This window comes from Synechococcus sp. UW106, from assembly GCF_900474015.1.
Classification (GTDB): Bacteria; Cyanobacteriota; Cyanobacteriia; order PCC-6307; family Cyanobiaceae; genus Parasynechococcus.
In genome coordinates this window covers 178,556-201,484 of the sequence record NZ_UCNV01000009.1, presented here as the reverse complement: position 1 = coordinate 201,484, position 22,929 = coordinate 178,556, and the positions used below count along the sequence as shown (strand labels likewise).

The following is a 22,929-nucleotide window of genomic DNA, read 5'->3' as shown; positions in this document are numbered from 1 at the left end:
GCATGCATCTAGAATAGTAGTGGATAGTATTTCGTCAATGGTGGATGGTGTCTGGATTTGAGGATAGCTATTTTGGTATATTAGCAATATAGTTATTGATTTAGTGGCCAATGGACCATGTTTCTAAACTAGAAGGTCTTCCAGGAATTTATTATATCAATTTGCAACGTAGCAATCAGAGAAGGGAGTATATGGAGCTTCAGTTCAAGGGGTTAGGGATTGTTAATTATGAACGAATTGATGGGGTTGATGGAAGAGATGAGGAGTATGTGAGGGAAGCTCTTGTTGGTGATTTTCCTCTAAAAATGGACTTCAAGGAAGTCGCATGCGTCATGTCGCATCTAAAAGTAATGAAGAGTTGGATTGAAAAATGTGATGAAGATGTGCTTATGGTAATGGAAGATGATTGCGATATGTCGACTGTAAATTTCTGGGGATTCTGCTGGCATGATTTTGTAAGAAGACTTCCATTTCATTGGGATGTCGTGCAGCTGTGTCTAATCAACCCTACTGATTTAACGATGGGATTGCATGCACATTTTGTTAATGATTTTAGTTGTACTTGCTATATGATTCGACGAAGTCATGCTCAGAAACTCGTAAATGCTCATTGCTGGGGTGATCGCTACAGGCTTGATCAAAATATAAGGCCTAGTGCAGTTGCTGACGACCTCATATATAAGTCTGGATTTGCTCTGGCAATTTCAATCTTTGGATACAAGATTGATATGGAGTCAACTATACATCCAAGTCATCATGCTCTTCACAAGGAGAATTATGATGCTATGTGGAGGTTTTGGAGGCAAAAAGCAGGCGCAATTCAAGATTGGAGCGATTTTTTATCTTATAATCCGTATTATGGGAATTTGCCTCCCCGTACGGTCGCTAAGTTTGCACTAATGGCTGCCAAGAAGGCAGCGTCATCTTCTTCAACTCCATAGGTTTAAATGATTTCCCCAAGATGAAATAAAATATTCTCTTCCAGAATTGCCTTAGTTCCGCCAGTCAGCGGTCGCTTAACGGTTGCGCCCGCGGATTTGAGCACGCCCCCACCTTCAACATTGGGCGCTGACGATTGATGAATCGGTGGCGGCGAGACGCAGCACAGCATCGTCTAGATATTCGAGCCGTTTGTGGTTGTGATCCAGCCCAGGTCTAATGTGTGTCAGAGTCCGCTTGATTTGGGTCAGGGTGATTCACGCCTTTGTAGCAACTTGAGCAGCGAGCTCCTGCGAGAAGGAGTCACTTTATTAGATCTATTGTATTTTAAATATTTACTCGATGTGGGTGCATGTTCCTTTGCAAAATTTGTTTGTTTAATGTCAGCAATGCAAGAGGCTTTATTAAGATATTGGCTTGTCATCCGTAGCGCTTTTAATATTTTTTGGCGTTCAGGTCTGGCCTCTTTGATGTAGAGTCTCTGTTGATATTCGTGTGAGTAATGAAGGCAAGGCTTCTTGCCCACTATCTTCCGCAATACCATCCAATTCCTGAAAATAATGATTGGTGGGGGCCAGGCTTTACTGAATGGACAAATGTCGCTAAGGCAAGGCCTCTATTCCCTGGGCATGTTCAACCAATAGTTCCTGCGGATCTTGGCTTTTATGATTTGCGATTGCCAGAATTGCGTGAGCAGCAAGCTTCCTTGGCCCGCAATTATGGAATCGAGGGTTTTGTGTATTGGCACTATTGGTTTGGCGGGGGGAAGCGGCTTTTGGAGAGGCCTTTTCAGGAAGTTGTGAAGTCGAAGGCTCCTGATTTCCCGTTCTGTTTGGCGTGGGCTAATCAAAGCTGGACAGGTGTATGGCATGGTTGTCCTGATCGACTACTGATAGAACAGACTTATCCCGGAATGGATGATGTGGATGAACATTTTTATGCTCTTTTAGAGGCATTCCAAGATAGGCGCTATATTAAAATCAAAGGAAAGAATTTGTTTGCTATTTTTTGTCCTGCTGATCTGCCTAGCGCAAACCAGTTTATGGATCGATGGAGAGAGCTTGCTCGTAAAGAGTCTGCGCCAGATTTTTACTTTTTAGCAATCCAGAATTATCCCTGGTCTCGTCAGCCTTATTCTTATGATGGATTCACTACAAATCCGCCTTGTGATTTTTGGAGACGACAAACAAGAATCAAATTAATTCGCATGAATGGTAAAAATTATTCATTGGGGCCGCAAGGGCCTTGTGTTCTTTCGTATAGAGAATACATTGAGAAAGTCTCCCCAGCTCCTTTTGATGGTGACAATGCTTTTCCGTGCGTTGTCCCAAATTGGGATAATACGCCAAGGTCTAAGCGGAATGGATATGTTTATTTAGGATCTAAGCCTGAATTGTACAAAAGGCATTTGCTGGATGCGATTGACTTTGTGAAGCAAAGAGAAAAAGGAATGAGGATCGTGTTCGTTAAGTCCTGGAATGAATGGGCTGAAGGAAATTATTTAGAACCGGATCTGTGTTATGGCCATGAGTATCTTGAGGCTACATTGAAAGCGGTCAATCCATAGCTAGTACGACAATTTTTCCCGGTTTCAGTAAATAAAGCATTGATATGCGCGAGGCTGGCATCTATTATTTATATATATTGTCAATTTTTATTTATATTCTTTCTGAGCTATTTGAGTTATTCGCGCTTCTTTTTATAGGAGTGAAAGCAGGACATAATCTGGGTGCTGTTCACGCCTCCGCAGAGGGTGGGTGGCTATCTATCTGGGACCGACGTTACCGACGGCCTCCAGCGGCGCGTTCAAGCGGAACGGGGCCAATGGCCAGACGTTGTTCCTTGGCCTTGCTCCAAGCGGGGTTTACCGAGCCAGCACCTTTCGATGCTGCTGGTGCGCTTCCTGCAGTGCTGTTTTACGGTTGAACTGGTGAGGTGTAGCCAGAACAGCCTGGACTGTCGAGTGCCAGTGCGGGCTTATTCAGCGGGGAATGACTTCAAGGTCGCCCAGGGCCAATGCCACCGATGTACTCATCGGTGGCATTGGCCCGCAGCCTGGTTTTGGCCGACCGATATCCCTGGGCGTTCCGCCCCAGTAGAAGATGCTTACGATGGCTAGCTAGGCACCTACATCTGCCAGCCAGCGGTCGCTGACTGGCTGGGCCCGTAGGTTGAAGCAGGCACCTACCGAGAGATCTCCGTCGTGGAGGTCAATGAACTCGATTGCGGCCGGTCGACACGTGGGTCAGGGCTTAATCCACAAGGGCCAGCAGCCTCGAATCGACCGCGATTTCAGCGTCGAGGAGCTTGATTAGGTCTGTTAAGTTTTTTTGTTCTTATTTCATCAAGGGATGGTGGCATGTATTCAGATACCCCAATGCAATTGCGCAAAGTATTTTTAAGATAGGTTTCTAATTTGCTTTGCTTCTGGCATGTGATGCTTTGGCAATACCCACTGTTGAAAATGCGCTGATTGACTCCAGGAGATTCACTTATATTCCAGATTCGGCGTGTTAAACTGAAAGTCACACGGTATAGCTATACTTTAGAGTATGCTCGTATAAATAGCCATGTCGCCAAAGGGAAATATTGAACTAGCATATAGACTTTTCAAAGAAAGAAATTATTTAGAAGCTTTTTATTGTTTTCGTCAATATTTGCAAGATAACCCTCCAGAACGTGGTGCCGTTAGACATGTTCTTGAATGTTGTTTTCATCTTAAGTATTTTGCTGATGCGGAAACATATTTTTCTCTTCTTAAAAGTCATTATCCTGACTGGTCACTCATTCCATTTTACGAAGCCAGAATAGAAGATCAGAGATTAAATTTCAATTCTGCCTATCAGCTATATGAAATTGCACTTGACAAAAATAGCCAAGATGAATATATAAGTAATGCTTGCATCCGATATATGGCAGGCAAGTTAATTCGAGATGCTCAGCAGTTTGAGCAAGATTTAAAATTTGACGAAGCAAATAAAATTTATAAGTCAGCTCTTCAACTCTTTCCCAACTATCAACCATTACTGAATGCTCATGATAGATATTTGAAAGCATTGAAAGAGATTATTAATATTAGTGGAAATAAAAAAACTACATTTCACTATTGGGGCTTGAAAGAGCCCCTTGAATCATATGGATCCCCAAATGAACGGGTATTAGTTGCCTGTTGGGATCTTTGTCATAATTGTATTGGTCGTGGGGTGACCATGGCAGAAGCAATAAGTGATAGAAAAGATGTTCTAATTGCTGGGCCTATGTTTGCCCAATATGGGCAAAAACTTTGGTCTCCGTTGCAAAATTCTGTTCTATCTGTTCCTATTTGTGGTTGGCATTCAGAGAACGTTTGTGATCTTTTTAATGGTGCTTTGTTACTTGCAAAAATATGGCCTGCGGATTGTGTCTGGGTCTCTAAATCCCGTTTCCCTAGTGTTTTTATTGGTTTAATATATCGCGCAATACATGGTTCAAAAATAATTTGTGATATAGATGACAATGAGCTTGCATTTGTTAATGCTCCCGCTCTTGAGAACTTTGATCAATTCCTCCATAGTTTTTCATACGAAGACTGGAATAAACCTTTTAGTGCTTCATGGACGCAACTGGCCCAGCTATTAATTAAAGAATTTGACCTTGTAACGGCGTGTAATGATCTGTTAGTCAACAAATTCAATGCAATTTTGATTCCTCATTGCCGATCAGCAGCTGCGGCTTTAAATGCATCTTGTTTGCGCGAAACAACGAGATCTAGTCTTGGCTTTAATAATAGTGATCATATTATACTATTTAACGGTACTATCAGAAGGCATAAAGGTGTTCTTGAAATTGCAAAAGCACTTGCTTCTCTAAAGCAACCAAATATAATTTTTGCAGTCGCAGGTATTTTTGAAGATGTCGCTCTTCAAAAAGAGTTATTATCGATTGATAGTGTCCGCATTAAATTAATTGATTCACATCCTTATTCAGAAAATTTAAATATAACCGCAATTGCCGATGATATTATCCTGCTACAAGATCCAACAAGTCCAGCCGCACTATTTCAAACCCCTGCAAAATTGACGGATGCTTTATCACAAGGATGTCGCGTGTATGTAAGTGATATTGGGCCTTTTTCTTCATTTATTGAAGCTGGAGCTGCTATCAAAATCCCTCTTGATACCCCATTATCAGAATATTTAATCGATCAATTTTCAGTAAAAAAAAGAAATCAAGATGCTTTTGAGTTCTTCAATAATCATTTGTCTTACGGTTCTATCCAGTCCAGATTAGATGATGTATTGAATATAGAGTTGTCTCGTCGTAAATCATGCTCTTTTAGTGCATTGACAAAACGATTATTTACTTTTCTTGAAAAGTACATGCCTGGCCACTTAGAGGATACAAATACTAATTTAATCCCTAGCACGATATATAATTATTCACGAATTAGTCCAATAATTACAGTAAATAAACCATTTAATATTATATTTTTTTGGAAGCAAAATGATACTGGTTTATTTGGTCGTCGTCAAGACATGTTATTGAATGAAATAGCGTCTCATGCGGATATTTCGAATGTTTTACATATTGATTCTCCTGTTTGTTCTGCAAGTCTGCAGTTTGAGTCATCTTCAATTTATCACCCTGGTATATCTTTATCTGTCGCTAACTATCGAGCTTCCTCTGCGATAGCTCGCGCCAATGGATTTCTCGATAAAGATAATATTTTCTACCGTACATTTATTTATTCTGAATTTGATAAAAAATCTTCGCAGTTTTCTTTTCCTGATCTTTCAAGCTATCCAAATACTGTTGCTTCATGGATTGAGGAGCTTGGTATGAATGAAAATTTGGTTGCCTGGGTTTGTCCTAGCGTGTTTGGATTTGAATCAGTTTATAATCGCCTTAAATTTCCATTTGTCGTTTCTGATTTTATTGATGATCAGTCATTATTTACATCTAATTTAAAACAAAAATTTCTTATCAAGCGTGATTATAAATTCATGGCTTCTATCTCTGATGTATCTATTTGTAATTGCGCTCCTATGATTGATCAAATTTCAGAACTTGGTGTTGCTCCTATTCTTGTGCCAAATGGTATTGATGATCGGCCGATAAAAAATGTATCCATAATTCCCAAAGACATTACTGATTCTGGGGTTGTTATTGGCTATTGTGGTAATATGAATTATCGATTCGACTTCTCTTTAATTGAGTTTCTTGCCAGATCTAGACCTCAATGGAATATTGTTCTGATAGGCTCACTTTCGAAAACCACTGCTATTGAATTGATTAATAAATTGCCAAATGTAACTTGGTATGGCGCACTTCAGTATGAAATTTCCCGACAATACATTTCGAAGTTTGATGTTGGAATTGTTCCCCATTTAGATTCTGATCTATCTGGTTTTATGAATCCACTTAAGATCTTTGTTTATCGCGCACTTAATATTCCTGTGGTCTCCACCAATGTCAAGAATATTTCAGATATTAAAAATGGCGTCTACGTGGAAACTACTTACGATGACTTCTTATCACGCATAGATAGGATTTTGGATTCAGTTGATATCTATCATTTGGATAAATCTATTGTAGAATCATCTTCTTGGAAAGCTCGTTTCGCTCAAATTTGGGGAGAGATTGTCGCTAAAATAGAGAATAAATAAACTGTGCCTGGCCTTGGCTTTTAATGTAATTTCAATCTGCAATTCAATTTTATAGGCCTTTTATTAGTTATTTGTTTGACTTGTATTGCTCTTTGAATTTATTATACTCCTTAGTTTTGTCTTATTCCTGCTTTTGCTCCTTAACAAAGACTCGCGGCCCCCTCCCTTTACAGGCGAAACTTCTTAGCAGGCTCAAATAGAGACTATCTGGCAACAGCGTAATTCAGTAAAGGCATGTATCTGATTTTGCCTTTTTATTATTTTATTTGCGCTAAAGTATGTTCTTTAGAATGAAAGTCATTTACTTAATGCTAGGTATGGCATTGTCGATCGTCACTACACCATCGTCTTACTCAAAAACAACTATTCAACAACAAGCAAATAAGTATTGCACTGATCATCCTGAAGTTTGCCACTTTCTGTCCGCTTCTTCAGTCCTAACATCGAATTGCCAAGCTTATAAAGCCGAGCTTATTTCACGTGAATTAATGATCAAAGCTATCAAAATCTATATGAGAAGCTCGCTTAATTCGGAGGCTTTGAAAAAAGAAGTAGTGTCATATAGTATCAAGGAGTGCAAGGATAAATTCGATGTTAATATTAACTATTAAACTCTTTAGAGTTTTTGCCCTTGGCCTTGTTGTTGCCAATTAAGACTAATGCTCTTTTATTTAAATTGTGAAATTTAAGTACAGCCTTTGCATGCCTCTCAAGGATGAAGAATTGTTGTAAACATAATTTAGTGGATAACCTTCACCTGATGGATTGATCTGGGAACAGCTTATTAAAAAAGCATCCAAAACAACATGTAAAAATCGATTTGTTATGTTATTCCCTGTGCAACAAAGCATTCCATACCCAAACGAGGCTGGCTTGATATACTTTCTTCCAAGATTTAAATTAGTAGGATTGTCCCAGCGACTAGGATCACGATTTGCTGCAACTAGATCTAAAAGTAAATTGCTCCCATTTGGAATTCTTTTTTTACCAATAATAATATCCCCTTTAGTTACTTGCCGGAATATATAGCGGAATGAATTCATCATCCGTTCAACCTCTTGAATGTAACAGATGCGTAAGTGCTTGCTTGATTGAAGTTCCCTCAGGATCTCTCTATTTTCTGAAAGATGCCTAAACATGAGAGATGATGTATAGGCAAGTGGCCGGAGTGCCAAGAAAGCTGGATTAACCCAATCCTCAATTTTAATTCTTTGCCCATCTATTAAAGGGAATTTTATAAGAGCTGCTAGCTCATATATTTCCCTGGATATATGTTCAATTTTCGATAATTGCCTAAGGTTTGCTTTTTCTGAAGCAAGAAAAAAATCCCAGATTTTCTCATCTAACTTGAGACATTTATTTTGTGATGTCTTCAAAACAATGCATCTCCATTGGTTTATGATTGGCCAGATAATTTCACTCATCACTTCAATAGATTCTTTGTTTTCATCAAGGGCATGAAAAACAAATTCATTTATGAAAGCTGGATTCAAGGCATTCGATAAACTTTTCGATATGCTTATGTGTGCAAGGCGTGATTGATCGCTCTGCACTCTATTCCCTCTGCCAATTGCCTCATAAAGTAGCATTGTCTTCTCAATCGAATCATCGCAGTCCTGGATTCGCCTTAGTATGTCTTTCGAAAGCAAATCTGTTATCGATACTTGGGGATTTAATAATGTTGTTTTTACATCATTGAGCTTTGAAATTTTCCATATTGTTGGAGCAATATTGACTGGTTCTGCTACTTTTATTGGATCATTGTCTGGAGATAAGTCAATCATAATGGCGCCTCTAGAATCATTCATTATTATATTTATGGTAGTATAATTTGTTTAAGGTTAATGCAGGTTGTCTGTTTATGTTCCCTCACCTTAGTATAGCTGTTGTTTCTTGGGAGATGAGCCGTGAATTGCCAAGAACTCTTTATTCACTTTCTAGAGATTTTCAACTCAATTCTGGTCATATTTCCTGGGAGATAATTGTTGTTGATAACGGCTCGATTCATCAACCAAATATACCAAAGATCGAACCTGTCCCTAAATTCATACAGTTGACGAATCCTAGTCCTTCTCCTGTCTTGGCTATGAATACAGCCATTTCGGCTGCACGTTCAAGCTTAATTGGAGCTTGGATTGATGGTGCAAGATTGGCTTCTGCAAATCTCGTCTCTTCCGTCTATCAAGCCCAGACCTTTCATCCCTCACCAGTAATTGCGGTCCCAAATCGACAATTTGGGAGCATGCGACAGTCATCAGCTGCTGAGCATGGATATTGTCAGGAACTCGAAGATAAGCTCTTATTCTCATCTGGTTGGCCCTCCCCTCACGCTGATCTTGACGCAATTTCTTGGTCCGAAGAGCCAACCATTTCATCCCCCATGTTGGAGACGAATGCTCTCTTTCTACGCAAGCAAACTTGGGAGAAACTTGGTGGATATGATCCTCAATTTAGTGAGGCTGGTGGTGGTATGTGTAATCCTGACGTTTTTCAAAGAGCAATTAATCTTCAGGAAACGCAATTAATTCGGATCTCTAATTGCGCAACTTATCATCAATACCATGATGGCACAACTACCCAAAATCCTACTAAAACACTCAAGGCAGTTAAGGATGCAACAAGAAACTATTTTAAAATTAGAGGCCAAATGCCCCGTAAGCAAAAGCAAATCGGCTGGCTTTATGATGCTAAAAAAAATTGTCTTGTTACTAGTGAATCCGCTTCATAAGCCTATCTGACTCTGCTCGCACAATCTTTTCAGAACTTGATATTATACTCGAATGTCTTCTTAGTGCTTGGGCATCAAGATCATACTTGGGTTTTTTCTCATGGATAAAGTTTCCGAAATCATGCCCTTTTATCAAAGTAGCATGGCTATTTAAGCCATTTGTATTTTTCATTGATCCATCTATATAGCGTATCGCAAATCCTATTCGCCTTGCACTACTCTCGTTTCGTTTTGATCCATGAATAGCATACATATGATGGATAGATATCTCTCCCGGATTCAAAATGCAATCAACTGTATTTATTTTGCTATGGGAATGATTTACTTCTTCTTTTAATGGAAGCATTGAGTTCGGGTTTTCATTGATTATGTGCTCATATTTCCTTGTGTGGGTACAAGGTCGTACACGCAAGCACCCATTATCTTCCTTACTTGGTGTCAATGCAAGCCAAACTGTTAGTCCATTTGTTCCATTTAGTCCCCAACATGTTCCGTCCTGATGCCATGGTACGAAGTCACTTGTTCCGACATCTTTTACAAAAAAACTCGATCCCCAACAGACAATATTTGGCCCTATAAGCGTCTCTACGATCTCAATTATTTTCAACTCATGAACAATTTCCCACAAGAATGGAAAAATTAGATGGCCTTTAAGTTGAAAATTCGAAAATATGTCTTTTCCTAGCTTCCTTTCATAGTACTCTAGCTGCTGACGCACGAGATCAGTCTCGACCGCATCAAATATTCTGACTGGAGACACGAAACCGTCTTTATTGAAATTGTAATGATGATCATTCATTGTGATACCCATTATTCTCTTTTAAATGTATATATTTTGCTCTTTTTATTACGTCTGCATTTTGTTTCATTGCTCGACCGTGTTCAATTAGCATTTGATATGAAGCATTGGTTTTTGGCCGCGATAGCAATTTCATCTTAGATAAATTAGCGCCGCGCACTAAAGTAACTAATGCATTATCCTGCTTCACCGAAGAAGGTATATATCTAATAACGAAGGCTAATCTACTCTCTGAACTTAAATTATTAGGAGATCCATGCAAGACTAAAGGATGGTGAATAGATATTTGCCCTGGTTTTAGATCACTGTAAGTCTTCTCCGACTCTGCCGGTAGTTTAATGACTGATTCCCTTGCACCAAGCATGTTGTGCTCGTTTTTGGTATCAAAGTGAGGAAGTTGATTTAAGTGTGAGTGTTTGACGAAGTACATACCTCCGTTTTGTTTATTAGCAGCAGTCAGCGCAATCCAAACCGTTGCTCCTATTGGTTTACTCAGACCCCAGAAGGTGGCATCTTGGTGACAAGCAACGAATGATTGAGAGTCAGGAAGCTTATCTATGATACTTGAACCTATACAATAAATATTTGAACCTATTAGTTTTTCCACTATGTCTAGAATTCTGTTGTCGTGAACTAGGTCCCAGAATATATGGCTTAATAGATGAGTGTTGATTCTACTGATAGATGATAACTTTCCCGTTTTAGTGGCAGATAATCGTTTGATTTCATTATTAATTTTTTCGATTTCTATTGTTGAGAATAAGTCAATCGGACTAACGAATCCATCGCGCATGAAATCGATATACATTGAGCTAGATAAATTTCCGTTTTCTTTGTGCATAAAGGCTTAAAAAGGTTGAGGGTTTTCATTAAACACTGCTGCCGCCTTTCTATCTTTTTCAGTTGTGAATGATGTTGTAATCCAATCAGTTCCTTTTTGCTCTATTCCTTCTTTTAGCACCAGTGATAAAAATGCCAATCTTTCTTTCCTTTTGTTTTCAGGGTTCGAGATAATTGCTTTGGTTATTTCATCCCAATGATAATTGATATTTTCTTTGACGTCTTCGGGCAGAGCTTTAGGGTTTCTTATCCGTGCACCAATATTGTTCCAAACTTTATCCCAACTGTCGAACAATTCATCTTTGCTTTTTAATTGTGAGGTTAGGCCGTCGAATTTGTTGTAGGAAGGGAATCCAACAATTATTGCTGGTTTTTCGTATGACTTCGCAGAAATATATCCGTGAAGTGATGATCCAATATACATTTCTGAGTTTGCGATTGATGCCGTAATTAGTTTAAGGCTTGTTGGAGGCACAATCTCTTGGCAATCAATTTCCTGTTCTTTCAACAAATATTTTAGAGTTTTTGCTATATTATTGTCATTGTGTGCGCTACCAAGCCCTAAAAGTAAAGGATATACTTCCAAATTTTTGCATATTTTTGATAGGTTATTAGCGTAGCTTTTAATGGTTTGACCCCTAAGAGATCTTTTCCTTAGGTGGACTGCGATAAATCTCTTATTTCTGCTTATATTGTGTAATTTTAAGAATGAGTCAAATATATCTTTTAGATCTTTTTGTGGCCACATACTTGATATATTGATTATTGGGTCAGGCAAGATATTACATTGAAGGTTCTCTTCTTCTATCGCAAGCTTTCGTGAGGCTCTATCCCTAAACGAAAGGTAATCAGCTGCTCTGAATGCAGCTATTGAAAGCTCCTGTAGATTTTTTTTGATTGGATGTGGCACTCCTGGTGCATTCCATGCCACTGGTACGTCTCTCGAGGCTGCAATCATTGTTGCGCCTAGCCATGTAGACGGCCCTACTGAAGCTCCCACACCAGCTTCACTATATTCTTTGAGAAAATTCATTCTATGCGAATGTACGATGTATCCACCACCGATCAACATTCCATCACATTTCCTTGATTCATCTAGAAATTGCCAAATACCACTTGAGGGTAGTGCATCTTTATAATCAGTTGTCTTACCAGTTGGAGATAACGCACGTACTTCAAAGCCCCTTTTGCCAAGCTCGTACTTGGCTATTAAAGGAAATAAAAGATCTCCATAATTATTCATATCAAACATCCCTGATATGCATATAGTTTTACTCATCTACGCTATTTTCCGCTAGCTTTGATGCAATAAATTTTGCAAGTAATTCTGTGTTTTGATTTTCAATGATATCTGCCAAATTTATTTCAATATTATATTGCTCCTCTATCATGCCTGCCATAATGGTTATTTCTACGGAATCCATTCCGCACTCAATAAATTGATCTTCGGTTGAGAAAGAGCCTCGTGGGACAGATAGCACATCTGTGATGTAGCTGACTATCCATTCCATTATTTCGCTGGAATTCTTCTCCATTTGCTCAATTTTCTTTTTATCCTAACCATGCTAACATGTTTTCATGGAACATGACAATCTTTTAAAACTAGATCCATACGATTACGATAAAACCATCTTCAATGAACGCGTTAGGCGTTTATACGGAACTAGTGATCTATATAATTATGGTTATTGGTTTGGTTTAGATACTGGAACTTCTTTGGAGCAGGCTTCTTATAAACTTGTTGAATTACATATTGATGCTACTTCCATGCATAGCAATAAGAGCTCTATAGTTGATGTAGGTTGCGGCTTAGGTGAATCCACTTATTTAATTTCTAAAAACTTCCCTTTTTCCAAAACGATAGGCATCAACTATTCAAAACGTCAGATTTATTACGCACAATCTAAATATCGATCGGCTTCTAATCTAACTTTCATTTGTGCAGATGCTATCAATATGCCAATTCCTTCTACCAGCATAAATGTTGTTAATGCCATTGAATCAGCTATGCACTTTCGTTCTAGAGCTTCTTTTTTAGCCGAGGCCCATCGAATTCTGGTAAAAGACGGACTCTTGATTCTGACCGATATTATTGGCCATTCACCGTCATCATTTATTCCTAGAGAGAATTTAATTCATGACTATCACGAGTATGCCAATCAATTTCAATTATTTGGCTTTAACATAGTCAGTGACTATAGTATTTATGAATCAACTGTCCTACCTTTTGTTAGTTTTTTGGAGAATAATAGTTTTAAGCCTTATGCTAGAGAAATAAGCAAGGTAGTTGCCGACTATAGATTTACTGTGCTTTCTAAGCTGTAAGAAACTCCTTTTTTAGCGCCTATGTAAGATCCATGTTTGCCTTTCGGCTTCAATCTCAAAATTATATTTAGATGCAAATACCTTTACAATCTTCTGCATACCAAATTCACCATTTGCATCCTTCCACTGCCAATCATCCCCGCACAGAACTGAATTTGGGAATAACGCATATGCTACCTCTAGATCAATTTTTCGTTTAAATGCGTCTATGTATATCAGCTGAGGCTCAATGCCATGTTTTTTTAAATAGACAAGTGACCTGGGAGAATATTGTCTTATTGGTATAAATCTTTCTTTATATCTTAGTAGGTTGTTAAGTGCGATCTTGTAATTACCATGTCTGTCCAATGACTTGACAATACTTTTTAGTTCTTCAATGCTAAATTGATTGACGTGAGTTGACATATTATGGCACCCAATCATATTGTATATGTACCCGCCCCAACTATCTGACCATGGATCAATACCAATGACCTGTAGATTATTTTTACTCTCAAGCCACTGAATTGTCGATCCCCCCAGAAATACTCCTATTTCTATCATTAACTTGATATCAGCTTCTCGAATTTTATTTATTATGAGATGTCGCCCTGCATCCTGTCCTAACCCTAAAGCCAGCACGAACGGAGCCTGCTTGACATCACTAATATCGGGCCATGGATTGTCACGTTTAATTTTATCGAGAGCATTCATATGTTGAATAATTTCTCTTCCAAAATAATTGTAAGTATTCATGTTAATTCTCTTTAAAGTGTATTTGTCAGCGTTTACACTTCCAGTTGAATATATTTTCCTCAATTTATTATGTTTTTTGGCACAGAATACTTTAGGTCGTCCGCCATTACCTGAAAACCAAGTCTTGTTAGATATACCTGAAAGTCTAAGTTTTTCTCTATCAATCTCATGGTATGGTTCAATAAGACAGGATTTATTGTTAAATTGAGCTTTAAGCTTGCTTTCCATGTCGTTTAACCCAATTATTCGTACATGATCTCTGTGTCCAAATAATTTTAAACATTGATCCTCATTGATCGTTTCAGATTTCTCTAACTCGGCATGCATTTCTCTTGCGGGTGCAGTAAATATATGTAGTCCGTCAGGTTTTAATAGTCTAAAACTATGTTTAATGAAGCTATTAAGATCTATTGCTACTTTTTGAATTATATGGCTATGAATGATCAAGTCAAAACTACATTCTTCTAATTTCCCCAGACTATCATTAATTGTATTGTACTTATCTTCAATTTGTTTGATGGAGCAATCTATATCCATGACCATTAGATTCTCGCACCCATTTTTTCTGATTGCTTTTTCTATTATATCTTCTTTTTTGCCGATCAGTAGTATATTTGCCCCCTTATCTATTTTCATTCTGGATGTAATTACTAAATATAATAACCTTTGCCTTTCAACAGATCTGCAACCCAAGCACCTTAAACTTAGCTCATCAAATGCAACACTTTTGCATATTGGACATTCAAATTCCGTCGTTTCTACCTTTTCAGTATTCATTCCCTTAATAATAAAGTGACGCCTTTCTCATTGTATAGGTTATATTAATTATAGTGGCAGGATGCATTAAGTTTCTTCGTACTGCGTTGAGTTTCCCCCCCATTTTCTCCACAATATTCTTTAAGTCTGCACCGAAATCAGTATAAACCAAGCATTTTGATCCATCTCCTCCAATATGATATCTTTTGTCCTTAAAATTCTCAATTCGGCCTTCTATTCTTCTGGCTCGTGTTTCTGTTTTTTCTGGAAATGGATATCCAATTGGTATAGTAAAGATATAAACCCCATCATCTTTTAATACTCTTAATATTTCTTTAAATGCTCTTTTGTAGTCTTCAACATGTTCCATTACATCACTGGATATTATAAGATCGAATGATTTATCATCAAACGATAAATTTTGAATGTCTTCATTCCTTATTCCTAATTCATTTATTTCTCCACTCTCCATATTTTCTTGGAAGTATGATTGTGTATATCTTTCCAGTTTATTCAATCTTTTTACGAATGGGCCCCTATTGGCTATTTCATATATATCTAAACCGTCCATATAACCTAACTCTACCATCGCTTCGAGATTGCTAATTCTTCCATCACTAAAGTTGTCGACAATCAACGATGCTTGATCCCTCCATCGTAGAGCACAGTGACATTTTTCACACTGGTATGATTCTCTAAAGGATTTTCCATCTCCCCTTTGCCAAAAACCAAAATGTCCGCATATTGAGCAATATCCGACCAAATCTTCTTCTTTCCAATTCTTTAATCTATCTTCAATGTGTTCGCTAAATTTGCTATTCATAATTTATTTCGTTGGTTTCTAATGCTCTATCTAACTCCCGCATCAGCAGTCCAGAAGTAACAGCCCGCATAATAACATTATGACTTGCCACGTTTTCTATTTTTACGACATTACAGTTCGGACTTTTTAAGCTTTCTGCCCTTTCTATATCCGGCCTAAAGCTATCACCAATAAAATGTACAACCTTTGGGGATGACTTAGATACTACTTGTTCATAGACTTCTTCGTATTCTATAGGTTCACCAAATAATCCTTTGTGCTGTCTTTTAATTCTTTTTTGACCCCCTATTCTTATGCTATCGGGCTTGTATAGTCCAGCTAACGAAAAATGATGTGTTGCTTGATGTTTTATCGCAAATTTTAATCCTACATACGCTGATGCAGATACTCCTAAGGTGATTAATTTTGTTGCCTCTAACGTATTACATACTTTCCCAATTGCCTCTATAAAATCTTCTATATTTTTCCCATAGCCTGGTATCCCTTTTCTATAGTTAAGGGAATATGGGTCTCTTAGATATATCGTATTTATTTGTCTGCCTTGAAGCAATCTTTTCGATAAGTAGAATGGAAGATATCCTGCTGCTCCAAGAAAGTTGCCAAATACTATTAACGTAGCCTTTGCATCCTCGCACTTATTTATACTTATGTTTTGGTTTCCCTCAAGTATTCTGTCCTCGATGTCTTCATGGCTTATATAGTCAATCATCTCTATTATTTCTCTGGCTGATCCTTTTTCGGAGTCCACATTAAGTAATGACTTTAGTTTGTTTTTTGCATATTCTACTTTGCCCATTTTGAGGCTGAATAGTGCAAGTTGTAGTGTCCATGATGGTTGAGTTGTATTGTTTTTTTCATGTTCAACTGCCATCGTCAATATTTCGCTTTCATCCTTCTTTGACATGAATATCCTATTTGCTATGTATAGTCCCTGCATTTCTCCAGGTCTTCTCATTATTGCACTTTTTATTCTTGTGATTGCTTGTTTAAAGTTGCCCTCCATTGCATTAAATCTTGAGAGTCTGCATTCATCTGTGAAAGTTAATTCTTCCTTTCTTGCTTTTAATTTTTCTTTGGCTTCTACTGCTTCCCTTTCGATGCTCATTGCTTCTACATACTCTATTTTCCTTAACACTCTTATTGCAAAATCCGGTAGTTTCTCTTTCTTTCTTGCTTTCTCAAACAACTCGAATGCGAATTCATGATCATGAGCTTGATATGCTCTCATAGCTAGTGCTATTTCAAATGTCCATACGTTTTCGTGTTTTTGATTCAGATCTTTCAGAAGTTTGTATTGATCATCGACACTTCTTTTCCTCATTACTTCTCTTATCACTGCATATAGTTCTTTTGATTCCCATCTTCCATTATCATAATACTCCTCAAACTCATTAAAGGCCTCTTCTGGTCGCCCTGCTTCATTCAAGCATTCAAATCTTAATTTACATATCCAAGGATTTTTATTTAATCTTTTTAATATCTTTTTGCTTTCAATTAATGCCAGCTCTAGCTTGTTTTGCCTTATCAAAATCTTCAATTTAGACATATTTGCTTTGCTTGAATCTTTATCTTTCTTCAGTTCAATCTCTGTTTCTTCCATTGCTTCATCAAGCCTGTTTTCATTCAGTAGTTGATCTATTCGAATTCTATATTCCACGTTTGCATCCCCTGTTGGGTCGATCTGTTCCTTGTGTTCGGTCTTTTTTTCTATTTCCACGTTCGAATCCCTATCCCTTTTGTTTAGATGCATAGATCCCTCCTCTATTATGTCAATTATTTTCTTCCAGTGTTGCTCCAGTATTTTCTTCATATTTGGATTTGCCTCGGGGGTTTTGCTTTGCAATAGCCAAGGTATGCTTTCAATTGCTTCTTCCCAGTTATTTACAATATTGACGTTATTGTTCAAAAATATCGTTTGTCCCTCGTATTTGTGGAGTCCGTTATTGGCAACTAGTCTTGATGGTGTTCCGTAGTTACAGGCTGTTATTTCACCATGTAGCGAAGACCCAATATATGCCTTACTGCATGCAATGATTGTCGCAATTTGTTTTAGAGATGTTAATTCACTTAGGTCTATGCTGTTGTCGGGTATTTTTTCTTTGATTTGCTGATTTACTATATGATCGTCATGGCACCTTCCTAGGGCCAACAGCAATGCTTTGCTGTTCGTCTCTTCAAGTTTTCTTTTTAGTAACGCTGTGAATTTGTCTTCACCCATCTCCTGAATACTTCTTCGTTTGCAATGAACCGATATAAGTATTTGGCCTTCATTTGTCCGGATATTATTCTTTATCTTCTCATATTCTTGCTCCAGTTCTTTTTTGCTCCACAAGTTTTCAATTTCATTGGCTGTATCAGGTACCACATATGCATCTTTTCCCGTCCATTCTTTGATGACTCTTGCGCTATATCCATCTCGAAGAGAGATGTACTCGCATGACTTTATGCTATGTATGGCTCTTTCTATGTATTTTTTTCGATCTCTCGGATTCATGGCGCCTGGTGCATTCCATAAAACTGGTATGCTGTTTCTCTTTGCAATCTCCGACGTATTTATCCATATGTTTCTATAGGTGTCTTCGTTGTATCCATCGATATCTTTTCCCCAGTCATTCCAATGAATTAGATTTCCTCCGCCTATGATTAATGCATGATAATCGTTAATATTTTTGGCCCACTCCTCAATGCTGATTCCCTTTTTGCAGTCTGAGTAAGAAACTTCGTTTCCCGTTGGCGTAACTATTGTCAGATCCCATCCTTGCTCTCTCAATTTCTTTTCTGCAATAATTGGAAAAAGTAAGTCACCATAATTTTCCACATCAAATGTTCCCACAATTGCTATCCTTTTGTTTTTTGACTTCTCGTTGCGTTGAGAAACCATTTTTTTATTGAGTTTGGGTGTCGTTTTGACTTTCGGATAGCTTATTTTTCGTACTCGCTTACTTGTGCAATTTGATATTTTACTTTTTATATTCAACTCTCCCGCCCCAGTCGACAAGGCCTCCTTCCGCTTGAGTCTGACTTCTCATCTTGATTTTATCTTCAATCTTTAATGGTTGAAAGCAGGGCATAAGCCGGGTTCTGTTCACTCCTCCGCAGAGGTTGGTCTGTAGAGGGTGGGCGGTTATCTATCTGGGACCGCCGTTACCGACGGCCTCAAGCGGCGCGTTCAAGCGGAACGGGGCCAATGGCCAGCCGTCGTTCCTTGGCCTTGCTCCCAGCCGGGGTTTACCGAGCCAGCACCTCTCGATGCTGCTGGTGCGCTCTTACCGCACCTTTGCACCCTTGCCTGTGCCGGCGAACCGGCCATCGGCGGTGTGTTTCTGTGGCACTCTCCTCACGGTCACCCGCACTGGGCGTTACCCAGCAAGCCTGGCCATCAGGGAGCCCGGACTTTCCTCAGCCGACACTCAAAGAGATCGGCCGCAACCACCTCGCCTACTTTCAGATCTCATCATGCCTCGTGGGCATAATTCAGAGGTCTGGGGCTGTAGCTCAGCTGGATAGAGCGACGGTTTCCTAAACCGTAGGTCGTGGGTTCGAGTCCCGCCAGCCCCGTGAGGATCGCTGAAGAAGTAGTTAACGCTACATCTGGTGGGGTGGGCAGATCGCTCACCACCGCTAGGGTTGCTTCAACCGTGTGGGTGCCATGACCCAGCTTCACGATCTACGTCTGCGTCTGTTGGTGCAGCAGGAAAGCGAGCGGATTGCGGAGACCCAGCCCACGGATTTGGAACTATCGGTGGTTCAGGCCCGTTGCCTCTGCTGGCTGGCTCTGTTGGCTGAAGCTCATGAGGACCAAGCCAGTGATGCCGAACGTCGGTGTGACACCGAACAGGCCATGGGATGGTTTGCCGATTCGATGCGGCTCCGGGATGTGATCGGTGTGGTCTCCTCCATTGAGATCCCACTGCCTGACACGGCTGGAGAGGATGGCCCTCAACCTGAGGAAGATCTGGGACAGCAGGCTGCTTGATCGGTGGCATAGTGGGAGATGACCGCGAGGGACTGCATTGCCGGAAGAGCCCTGCCAGTGCCCGGATTGCCAACGGTTTTACCGGGAGCATGACCGGCTGATCCGTGAATCGCCCACGCTTCGTCAGCAGCAGGAGCTCAACTGGGCAGCCCTCCAATCGTTTCGAACTCTTTCGGGCCGGGTGCTGGAAGATCTCCAGAGACAGCACAGCTCCCGCCAGACCGCTGATGCAGCTGCCAAGCCGGCAGCACCGAGTTCCCCACTGCCCGAGGAATCGGGAGATTCACTTCAGCAGGCCATTGCTGATCTGGAGAACATCAACGCCCATCTGTTCTCGATCGAGGCCTTGATGGAACGTGTGTTTGATGTTCGCGTCCCTGAGGAGATCGAACAGAAGTTCCGCGAACTGGCCGGTGAGTTGGCTCCAGACCCGTTGAATGTTGACCGCCTGCGGCTGAACCGCCTGCTGCATCAGACGCCGGACCTGCCCGATCGCAGCTGATCCAGCTGTGCATTTAGAGGAGTTGTTAGGTGTGCTGTGGCGCCGGCATAACCGAGCAATCATTCCTGCTTCATCGGCGGGAACCACAATCACGTCAAAGTCTCCCCACCAGCTCAAGACCTGTCGCAGTTCCTCTTGAAGCTGCAGGTCATGTGTTCTGATCCTGTCCCTCATTCCAGACGAAAGCCCCGGTGGAGTCCACCAGGGCCGTCTTGAGGCTTGAACTGCCCAGATTGATCACCAGGCAGAGCTCGCCTATTAGCGCACGTCGCAGGTGATCTCCACGTTGAGTGGATCCACGGCCCAGATGTTGTTGCAGTACTCACTGATGGATCGGTCGGAGGAGAAGAACCCTGTGCGAGCCGTGTTCAGCAGCGACATTCGATTCCAGTGCATCCTGTCGCTCCAGGCGTGGCTGACTGCTTCCTGGGCCCGGAGGTAGTCGGCGTAGTCGGCCATCACATAGAAGGGGTCATTGCCGGTGAGGTTGTCGAGCAGAGGGCGGAACAGTTCGCCATCGCCGTTGCTGAAGTGGCCCATCTCGATCAGCCGCAGGGCCTCTTGCAGTTCAGGCAGCGCGGCGACCACGTCGCTTGGGCGGTAGCCGCTCTGCTTCAAAGCTGTGATCTCCTCCACGGTCTTCCCGAACAGGAAGAAGTTCTCGGCACCGACGAGGTCTCGGATTTCCACATTGGCGCCATCGAGGGTGCCAATGGTGAGGGCACCATTCATGGCGAACTTCATGTTGCCGGTGCCGGAGGCTTCCTTGCCGGCAGTGGAAATCTGTTCAGACAGGTCGGAGGCGGGGTAGACCTGCTCGCCCAACTTCACGTTGTAATCGGGCAGGAACACCACCCGCAGCAGGCCATCCATGTCGGGATCGGCATTGATGGTGTCGGCGATGCCGTTGAGGAAGCGGATGATCAGCTTCGCCATGTAGTAACCGGGAGCGGCCTTGCCGCCGAAGATCACAGTGCGAGGTGCCATGCCATCGGTCTGGCCGTTCTTGATCCGCAGGTACTGGGTAATCACCTGCAGGGCATTGAGGTGCTGCCGCTTGTATTCGTGGATGCGCTTCACCTGCACGTCGAACAGGCTGGCGGGATCCACGAGCACGCCTGTATTCCGGTGGATGTAGGTGGCCAGCTTGCGCTTCACTGACAGCTTGGTGTTGCCCCAGAGCTCGAGGAAGCCGTGGTCGTTCTGCCGCTCCTCCAGCTTGCGCAGATTCTCCATGTTGGAGACCCAGTCTGGTCCCACGTGCTCATCCAGCAGGGCAGACATCTCGGGGTTGGCCAAGGCGACCCAGCGCCGCGGGGTGACGCCATTGGTGACGTTGGTGAACTTCTCAGGCCATAGCGCTGCGAACTCTGGCAGCAGGTCGGTTTTCACCAGATCGGAGTGGAGAGCTGCTACACCGTTGACGTGGTGTGCGCCGATTGTGGCCAGGTGAGCCATGCGTACCGCTTTGCTGCCCTCTTCATCAATGATCGAGAGCTTGCGCTGGATCGCGTCGTTGCCGGGATAGCGCAGTCGCACCTGCTGCAGGAAGCGCCTGTTGATCTCGTAGATCAGCTCGAGATGGCGGGGAAGCAGGCTGCTGAACAGGTTGAGATCCCACTTCTCCAGAGCTTCTGGCAGCAGGGTGTGGTTGGTGTAGGCGACGGAGCGTGAGGTGATATCCCAGGCTTTGTCCCACTCCAGATGCCGGTCATCGATCAGCAGGCGCATGAGCTCTGCCACGGCGATGGCCGGATGGGTGTCATTGAGCTGAACCGTCCAGTATTTGGCGAAGTCTTCGACGGCCAGTCCTCGGTTATCGAGGCTGCGCAGCATGTCCTGCAGTGAGCAGCTGACGAAGAAGTGCTGCTGCTTCAGGCGCAGCCGCCGACCTTCGTCGGTGCCGTCGTTGGGATACAGAACCTTGGAGAGCGTCTCGCTGCCCACCTTTTCCTCTACGGCGCCGTAGTAGTCGCCGATGTTGAAGGCATAGAAGTCGAAGCTTTCTGTGGCATCGGCACGCCAGAGTCGCAGCCGATCGCAGATGTTGACCCGGTAGCCCAGCACCGGCACGTCATGGGGGATGCCAATCGCGTGCTCCGCTGGGATCCAGCGCGAGCGGTAGTTGCCCTTGTCATCGATATAGCTCTCAGTGCGGCCACCGAAGCCGACGAAGCAGGCTTCATCGGGCTGCGGCAGTTCCCAGGGCCAGCCACCCTTGAGCCATTTGTCGGTGATCTCCACCTGCCAGCCATCGCGGATCAGCTGGTCGAAGATGCCGAACTCGTAGCGGATGCCGTAACCGGTGGCCGGGATCTTCAGGCTCGCCAGCGACTCCATGTAGCAAGCCGCCAGGCGACCGAGACCGCCGTTGCCCAGACCCGGTTCCTCCTCTACATCAAGGATTTGCTGCAACGACTCGATGCCGAAATTCTTGAGTGCCTCCTCGGCCTCCTTCTGGATCCCCAGGTTCAGCAGGTTGCTGTGGAGCTGCGGGCCGATCAGGAATTCCGCCGACAGGTAGGCCACCGATTTCTGCGGGCGGGCCCGCATCGCTTCGGTGGTGGCCAGATATCGCATCATCAAGCGGTCGCGCACCGCGTAACTAAGGGCCATGTAGAGGTCATGGCGGCTGGCGGTGGGCGCGAGTTTGCCGAGCGTGAAGAACAGGTGCTCCGTCATGCCGTCGAACACGCTCTTGGCATCGAGGCCGGCGCGTTCGGGGTCGTTGTGACAGCCGGGGGTCGGCAGACGCAGATCGAACGGTTGGGACGTGGTCATGGGGGGGGCAGCGAGCCAAGGAGCGTGGAATCACCGACAGGCCAGGGGTGCTCGGAGCCCAACTCGATGAATTACCCGGA

The 22,929-nt window shown here is 42.2% G+C and carries 17 protein-coding genes, 1 tRNA gene and 1 other RNA gene; 9 read left to right on the top strand and 10 right to left on the bottom strand.

The features are described from left to right. Window positions 1–110: 110 nt before the first annotated feature. The 4 genes from DXY30_RS08725 to DXY30_RS08715 all read left to right on the top strand — a co-directional run bounded on the left by DXY30_RS08725 (window position 111) and on the right by DXY30_RS08715 (window position 6,584). Window positions 111–941 carry a glycosyltransferase family 25 protein gene (locus tag DXY30_RS08725; RefSeq protein WP_115094517.1) on the top strand — a complete coding sequence of 277 codons (831 nt, stop codon included), beginning with the start codon at window positions 111–113 and terminating at the stop codon, window positions 939–941. 273 nt (window positions 942–1,214) lie between these two features. Then, window positions 1,215–1,415 carry a hypothetical protein gene (locus DXY30_RS13650; protein ID WP_137006833.1) on the top strand — a complete coding sequence of 67 codons (201 nt, stop codon included), beginning with the start codon at window positions 1,215–1,217 and terminating at the stop codon, window positions 1,413–1,415. A gap of 26 nt (window positions 1,416–1,441) precedes the next feature. Continuing rightward, complete coding sequence (locus DXY30_RS08720; RefSeq protein WP_115094515.1) at window positions 1,442–2,506, top strand: glycoside hydrolase family 99-like domain-containing protein; 1,065 nt, start codon at window positions 1,442–1,444, stop codon at window positions 2,504–2,506. A 1,003-nt stretch (window positions 2,507–3,509) separates the two neighbouring features. Next, window positions 3,510–6,584 (top strand): glycosyltransferase, encoded by a 3,075-nt coding sequence (locus DXY30_RS08715; RefSeq protein ID WP_115094513.1) that lies wholly within the window; start codon window positions 3,510–3,512, stop codon window positions 6,582–6,584. A gap of 671 nt (window positions 6,585–7,255) precedes the next feature. Here DXY30_RS08715 and DXY30_RS13645 read toward each other — a convergent pair. Beyond that, entirely contained in the window at window positions 7,256–8,392 is a 1,137-nt protein-coding gene (locus DXY30_RS13645) for a hypothetical protein (protein WP_137006832.1), read from the bottom strand. Between the two features lie 92 nt (window positions 8,393–8,484). On the opposite strand from DXY30_RS13645, the gene DXY30_RS13640 reads away from it, so the two are divergent. Continuing rightward, window positions 8,485–9,312 carry a glycosyltransferase family 2 protein gene (locus DXY30_RS13640; RefSeq protein WP_137006831.1) on the top strand — a complete coding sequence of 276 codons (828 nt, stop codon included), beginning with the start codon at window positions 8,485–8,487 and terminating at the stop codon, window positions 9,310–9,312. Here DXY30_RS13640 and DXY30_RS08705 read toward each other — a convergent pair. The 4 genes from DXY30_RS08705 to DXY30_RS08690 form a co-directional block, all read right to left on the bottom strand. Further along, window positions 9,293–10,030: a phytanoyl-CoA dioxygenase family protein gene (locus DXY30_RS08705; RefSeq protein WP_170951211.1), complete on the bottom strand. Its 738-nt coding sequence runs from the start codon at window positions 10,028–10,030 to the stop codon at window positions 9,293–9,295. The two genes, DXY30_RS13640 and DXY30_RS08705, sit on opposite strands and share 20 nt — an antisense overlap. A 73-nt stretch (window positions 10,031–10,103) precedes the next feature. Then, window positions 10,104–10,904 (bottom strand): phytanoyl-CoA dioxygenase family protein, encoded by an 801-nt coding sequence (locus DXY30_RS08700; protein ID WP_170951210.1) that lies wholly within the window; start codon window positions 10,902–10,904, stop codon window positions 10,104–10,106. Between the two features lie 54 nt (window positions 10,905–10,958). Beyond that, complete coding sequence (locus DXY30_RS08695; protein WP_206749526.1) at window positions 10,959–12,203, bottom strand: polysaccharide pyruvyl transferase family protein; 1,245 nt, start codon at window positions 12,201–12,203, stop codon at window positions 10,959–10,961. 19 nt (window positions 12,204–12,222) lie between these two features. Then, on the bottom strand, window positions 12,223–12,486 hold the full coding sequence (locus DXY30_RS08690; protein ID WP_115094504.1) for an acyl carrier protein: 264 nt from the start codon (window positions 12,484–12,486) through the stop codon (window positions 12,223–12,225). Between the two features lie 43 nt (window positions 12,487–12,529). Between DXY30_RS08690 and DXY30_RS08685 the strand changes: the two genes are divergently transcribed. Further along, window positions 12,530–13,276 carry a class I SAM-dependent methyltransferase gene (locus DXY30_RS08685; protein WP_115094502.1) on the top strand — a complete coding sequence of 249 codons (747 nt, stop codon included), beginning with the start codon at window positions 12,530–12,532 and terminating at the stop codon, window positions 13,274–13,276. A gap of 12 nt (window positions 13,277–13,288) precedes the next feature. On the opposite strand, the gene DXY30_RS08680 is transcribed toward DXY30_RS08685, so the two are convergent. From DXY30_RS08680 to rnpB, 4 genes are all read right to left on the bottom strand, one after another. Then, complete coding sequence (locus DXY30_RS08680) at window positions 13,289–14,788, bottom strand: class I SAM-dependent methyltransferase (RefSeq protein ID WP_137006830.1); 1,500 nt, start codon at window positions 14,786–14,788, stop codon at window positions 13,289–13,291. Window positions 14,789–14,792: 4 nt separating this feature from the next. After that, window positions 14,793–15,590, bottom strand: a complete 798-nt coding sequence (locus DXY30_RS08675) for a class I SAM-dependent methyltransferase (RefSeq protein ID WP_115094497.1) — start codon at window positions 15,588–15,590, stop codon at window positions 14,793–14,795. Next, on the bottom strand, window positions 15,583–18,471 hold the full coding sequence (locus DXY30_RS08670) for a polysaccharide pyruvyl transferase family protein (protein ID WP_115094495.1): 2,889 nt from the start codon (window positions 18,469–18,471) through the stop codon (window positions 15,583–15,585). Before DXY30_RS08670 ends, DXY30_RS08675 begins: the two co-directional genes overlap by 8 nt. 174 nt (window positions 18,472–18,645) lie before the next feature. Continuing rightward, window positions 18,646–19,035: RNase P RNA component class A (gene rnpB / locus DXY30_RS08665), an RNA gene on the bottom strand. A gap of 39 nt (window positions 19,036–19,074) precedes the next feature. Here rnpB and DXY30_RS08660 point away from each other — a divergent pair. The 3 genes from DXY30_RS08660 to DXY30_RS08650 all read left to right on the top strand — a co-directional run bounded on the left by DXY30_RS08660 (window position 19,075) and on the right by DXY30_RS08650 (window position 20,068). Further along, window positions 19,075–19,148, top strand: a tRNA-Arg gene (locus DXY30_RS08660). A 91-nt stretch (window positions 19,149–19,239) separates the two neighbouring features. Beyond that, window positions 19,240–19,566, top strand: a complete 327-nt coding sequence (locus DXY30_RS08655) for a hypothetical protein (protein ID WP_115094492.1) — start codon at window positions 19,240–19,242, stop codon at window positions 19,564–19,566. Window positions 19,567–19,603: 37 nt separating this feature from the next. Then, on the top strand, window positions 19,604–20,068 hold the full coding sequence (locus tag DXY30_RS08650; RefSeq protein ID WP_115024820.1) for a hypothetical protein: 465 nt from the start codon (window positions 19,604–19,606) through the stop codon (window positions 20,066–20,068). 258 nt (window positions 20,069–20,326) lie between these two features. Here DXY30_RS08650 and DXY30_RS08645 read toward each other — a convergent pair whose 3' ends face one another. Then, window positions 20,327–22,849 (bottom strand): glycogen/starch/alpha-glucan phosphorylase, encoded by a 2,523-nt coding sequence (locus tag DXY30_RS08645; protein WP_115094490.1) that lies wholly within the window; start codon window positions 22,847–22,849, stop codon window positions 20,327–20,329. Between the last annotated feature and the right edge of the window lie 80 nt (window positions 22,850–22,929).

Coding starts and splice junctions, on each gene's coding strand:
- DXY30_RS08725 (WP_115094517.1), top strand. CDS start 111: ATGGACCATGTTTCTAAACTAGAAGGTCTTCCAGGAATTTATTATATC.
- DXY30_RS08720 (WP_115094515.1), top strand. CDS start 1,442: ATGAAGGCAAGGCTTCTTGCCCACTATCTTCCGCAATACCATCCAATT.
- DXY30_RS08715 (WP_115094513.1), top strand. CDS start 3,510: ATGTCGCCAAAGGGAAATATTGAACTAGCATATAGACTTTTCAAAGAA.
- DXY30_RS13645 (WP_137006832.1), bottom strand. CDS start 8,392: ATGAATGATTCTAGAGGCGCCATTATGATTGACTTATCTCCAGACAAT.
- DXY30_RS13640 (WP_137006831.1), top strand. CDS start 8,485: ATGAGCCGTGAATTGCCAAGAACTCTTTATTCACTTTCTAGAGATTTT.
- DXY30_RS08700 (WP_170951210.1), bottom strand. CDS start 10,904: ATGCGCGATGGATTCGTTAGTCCGATTGACTTATTCTCAACAATAGAA.
- DXY30_RS08695 (WP_206749526.1), bottom strand. CDS start 12,203: ATGTTTGATATGAATAATTATGGAGATCTTTTATTTCCTTTAATAGCC.
- DXY30_RS08690 (WP_115094504.1), bottom strand. CDS start 12,486: ATGGAGAAGAATTCCAGCGAAATAATGGAATGGATAGTCAGCTACATC.
- DXY30_RS08685 (WP_115094502.1), top strand. CDS start 12,530: ATGGAACATGACAATCTTTTAAAACTAGATCCATACGATTACGATAAA.
- DXY30_RS08680 (WP_137006830.1), bottom strand. CDS start 14,788: ATGAATACTGAAAAGGTAGAAACGACGGAATTTGAATGTCCAATATGC.
- DXY30_RS08675 (WP_115094497.1), bottom strand. CDS start 15,590: ATGAATAGCAAATTTAGCGAACACATTGAAGATAGATTAAAGAATTGG.
- DXY30_RS08670 (WP_115094495.1), bottom strand. CDS start 18,471: ATGGTTTCTCAACGCAACGAGAAGTCAAAAAACAAAAGGATAGCAATT.
- DXY30_RS08655 (WP_115094492.1), top strand. CDS start 19,240: ATGACCCAGCTTCACGATCTACGTCTGCGTCTGTTGGTGCAGCAGGAA.
- DXY30_RS08645 (WP_115094490.1), bottom strand. CDS start 22,849: ATGACCACGTCCCAACCGTTCGATCTGCGTCTGCCGACCCCCGGCTGT.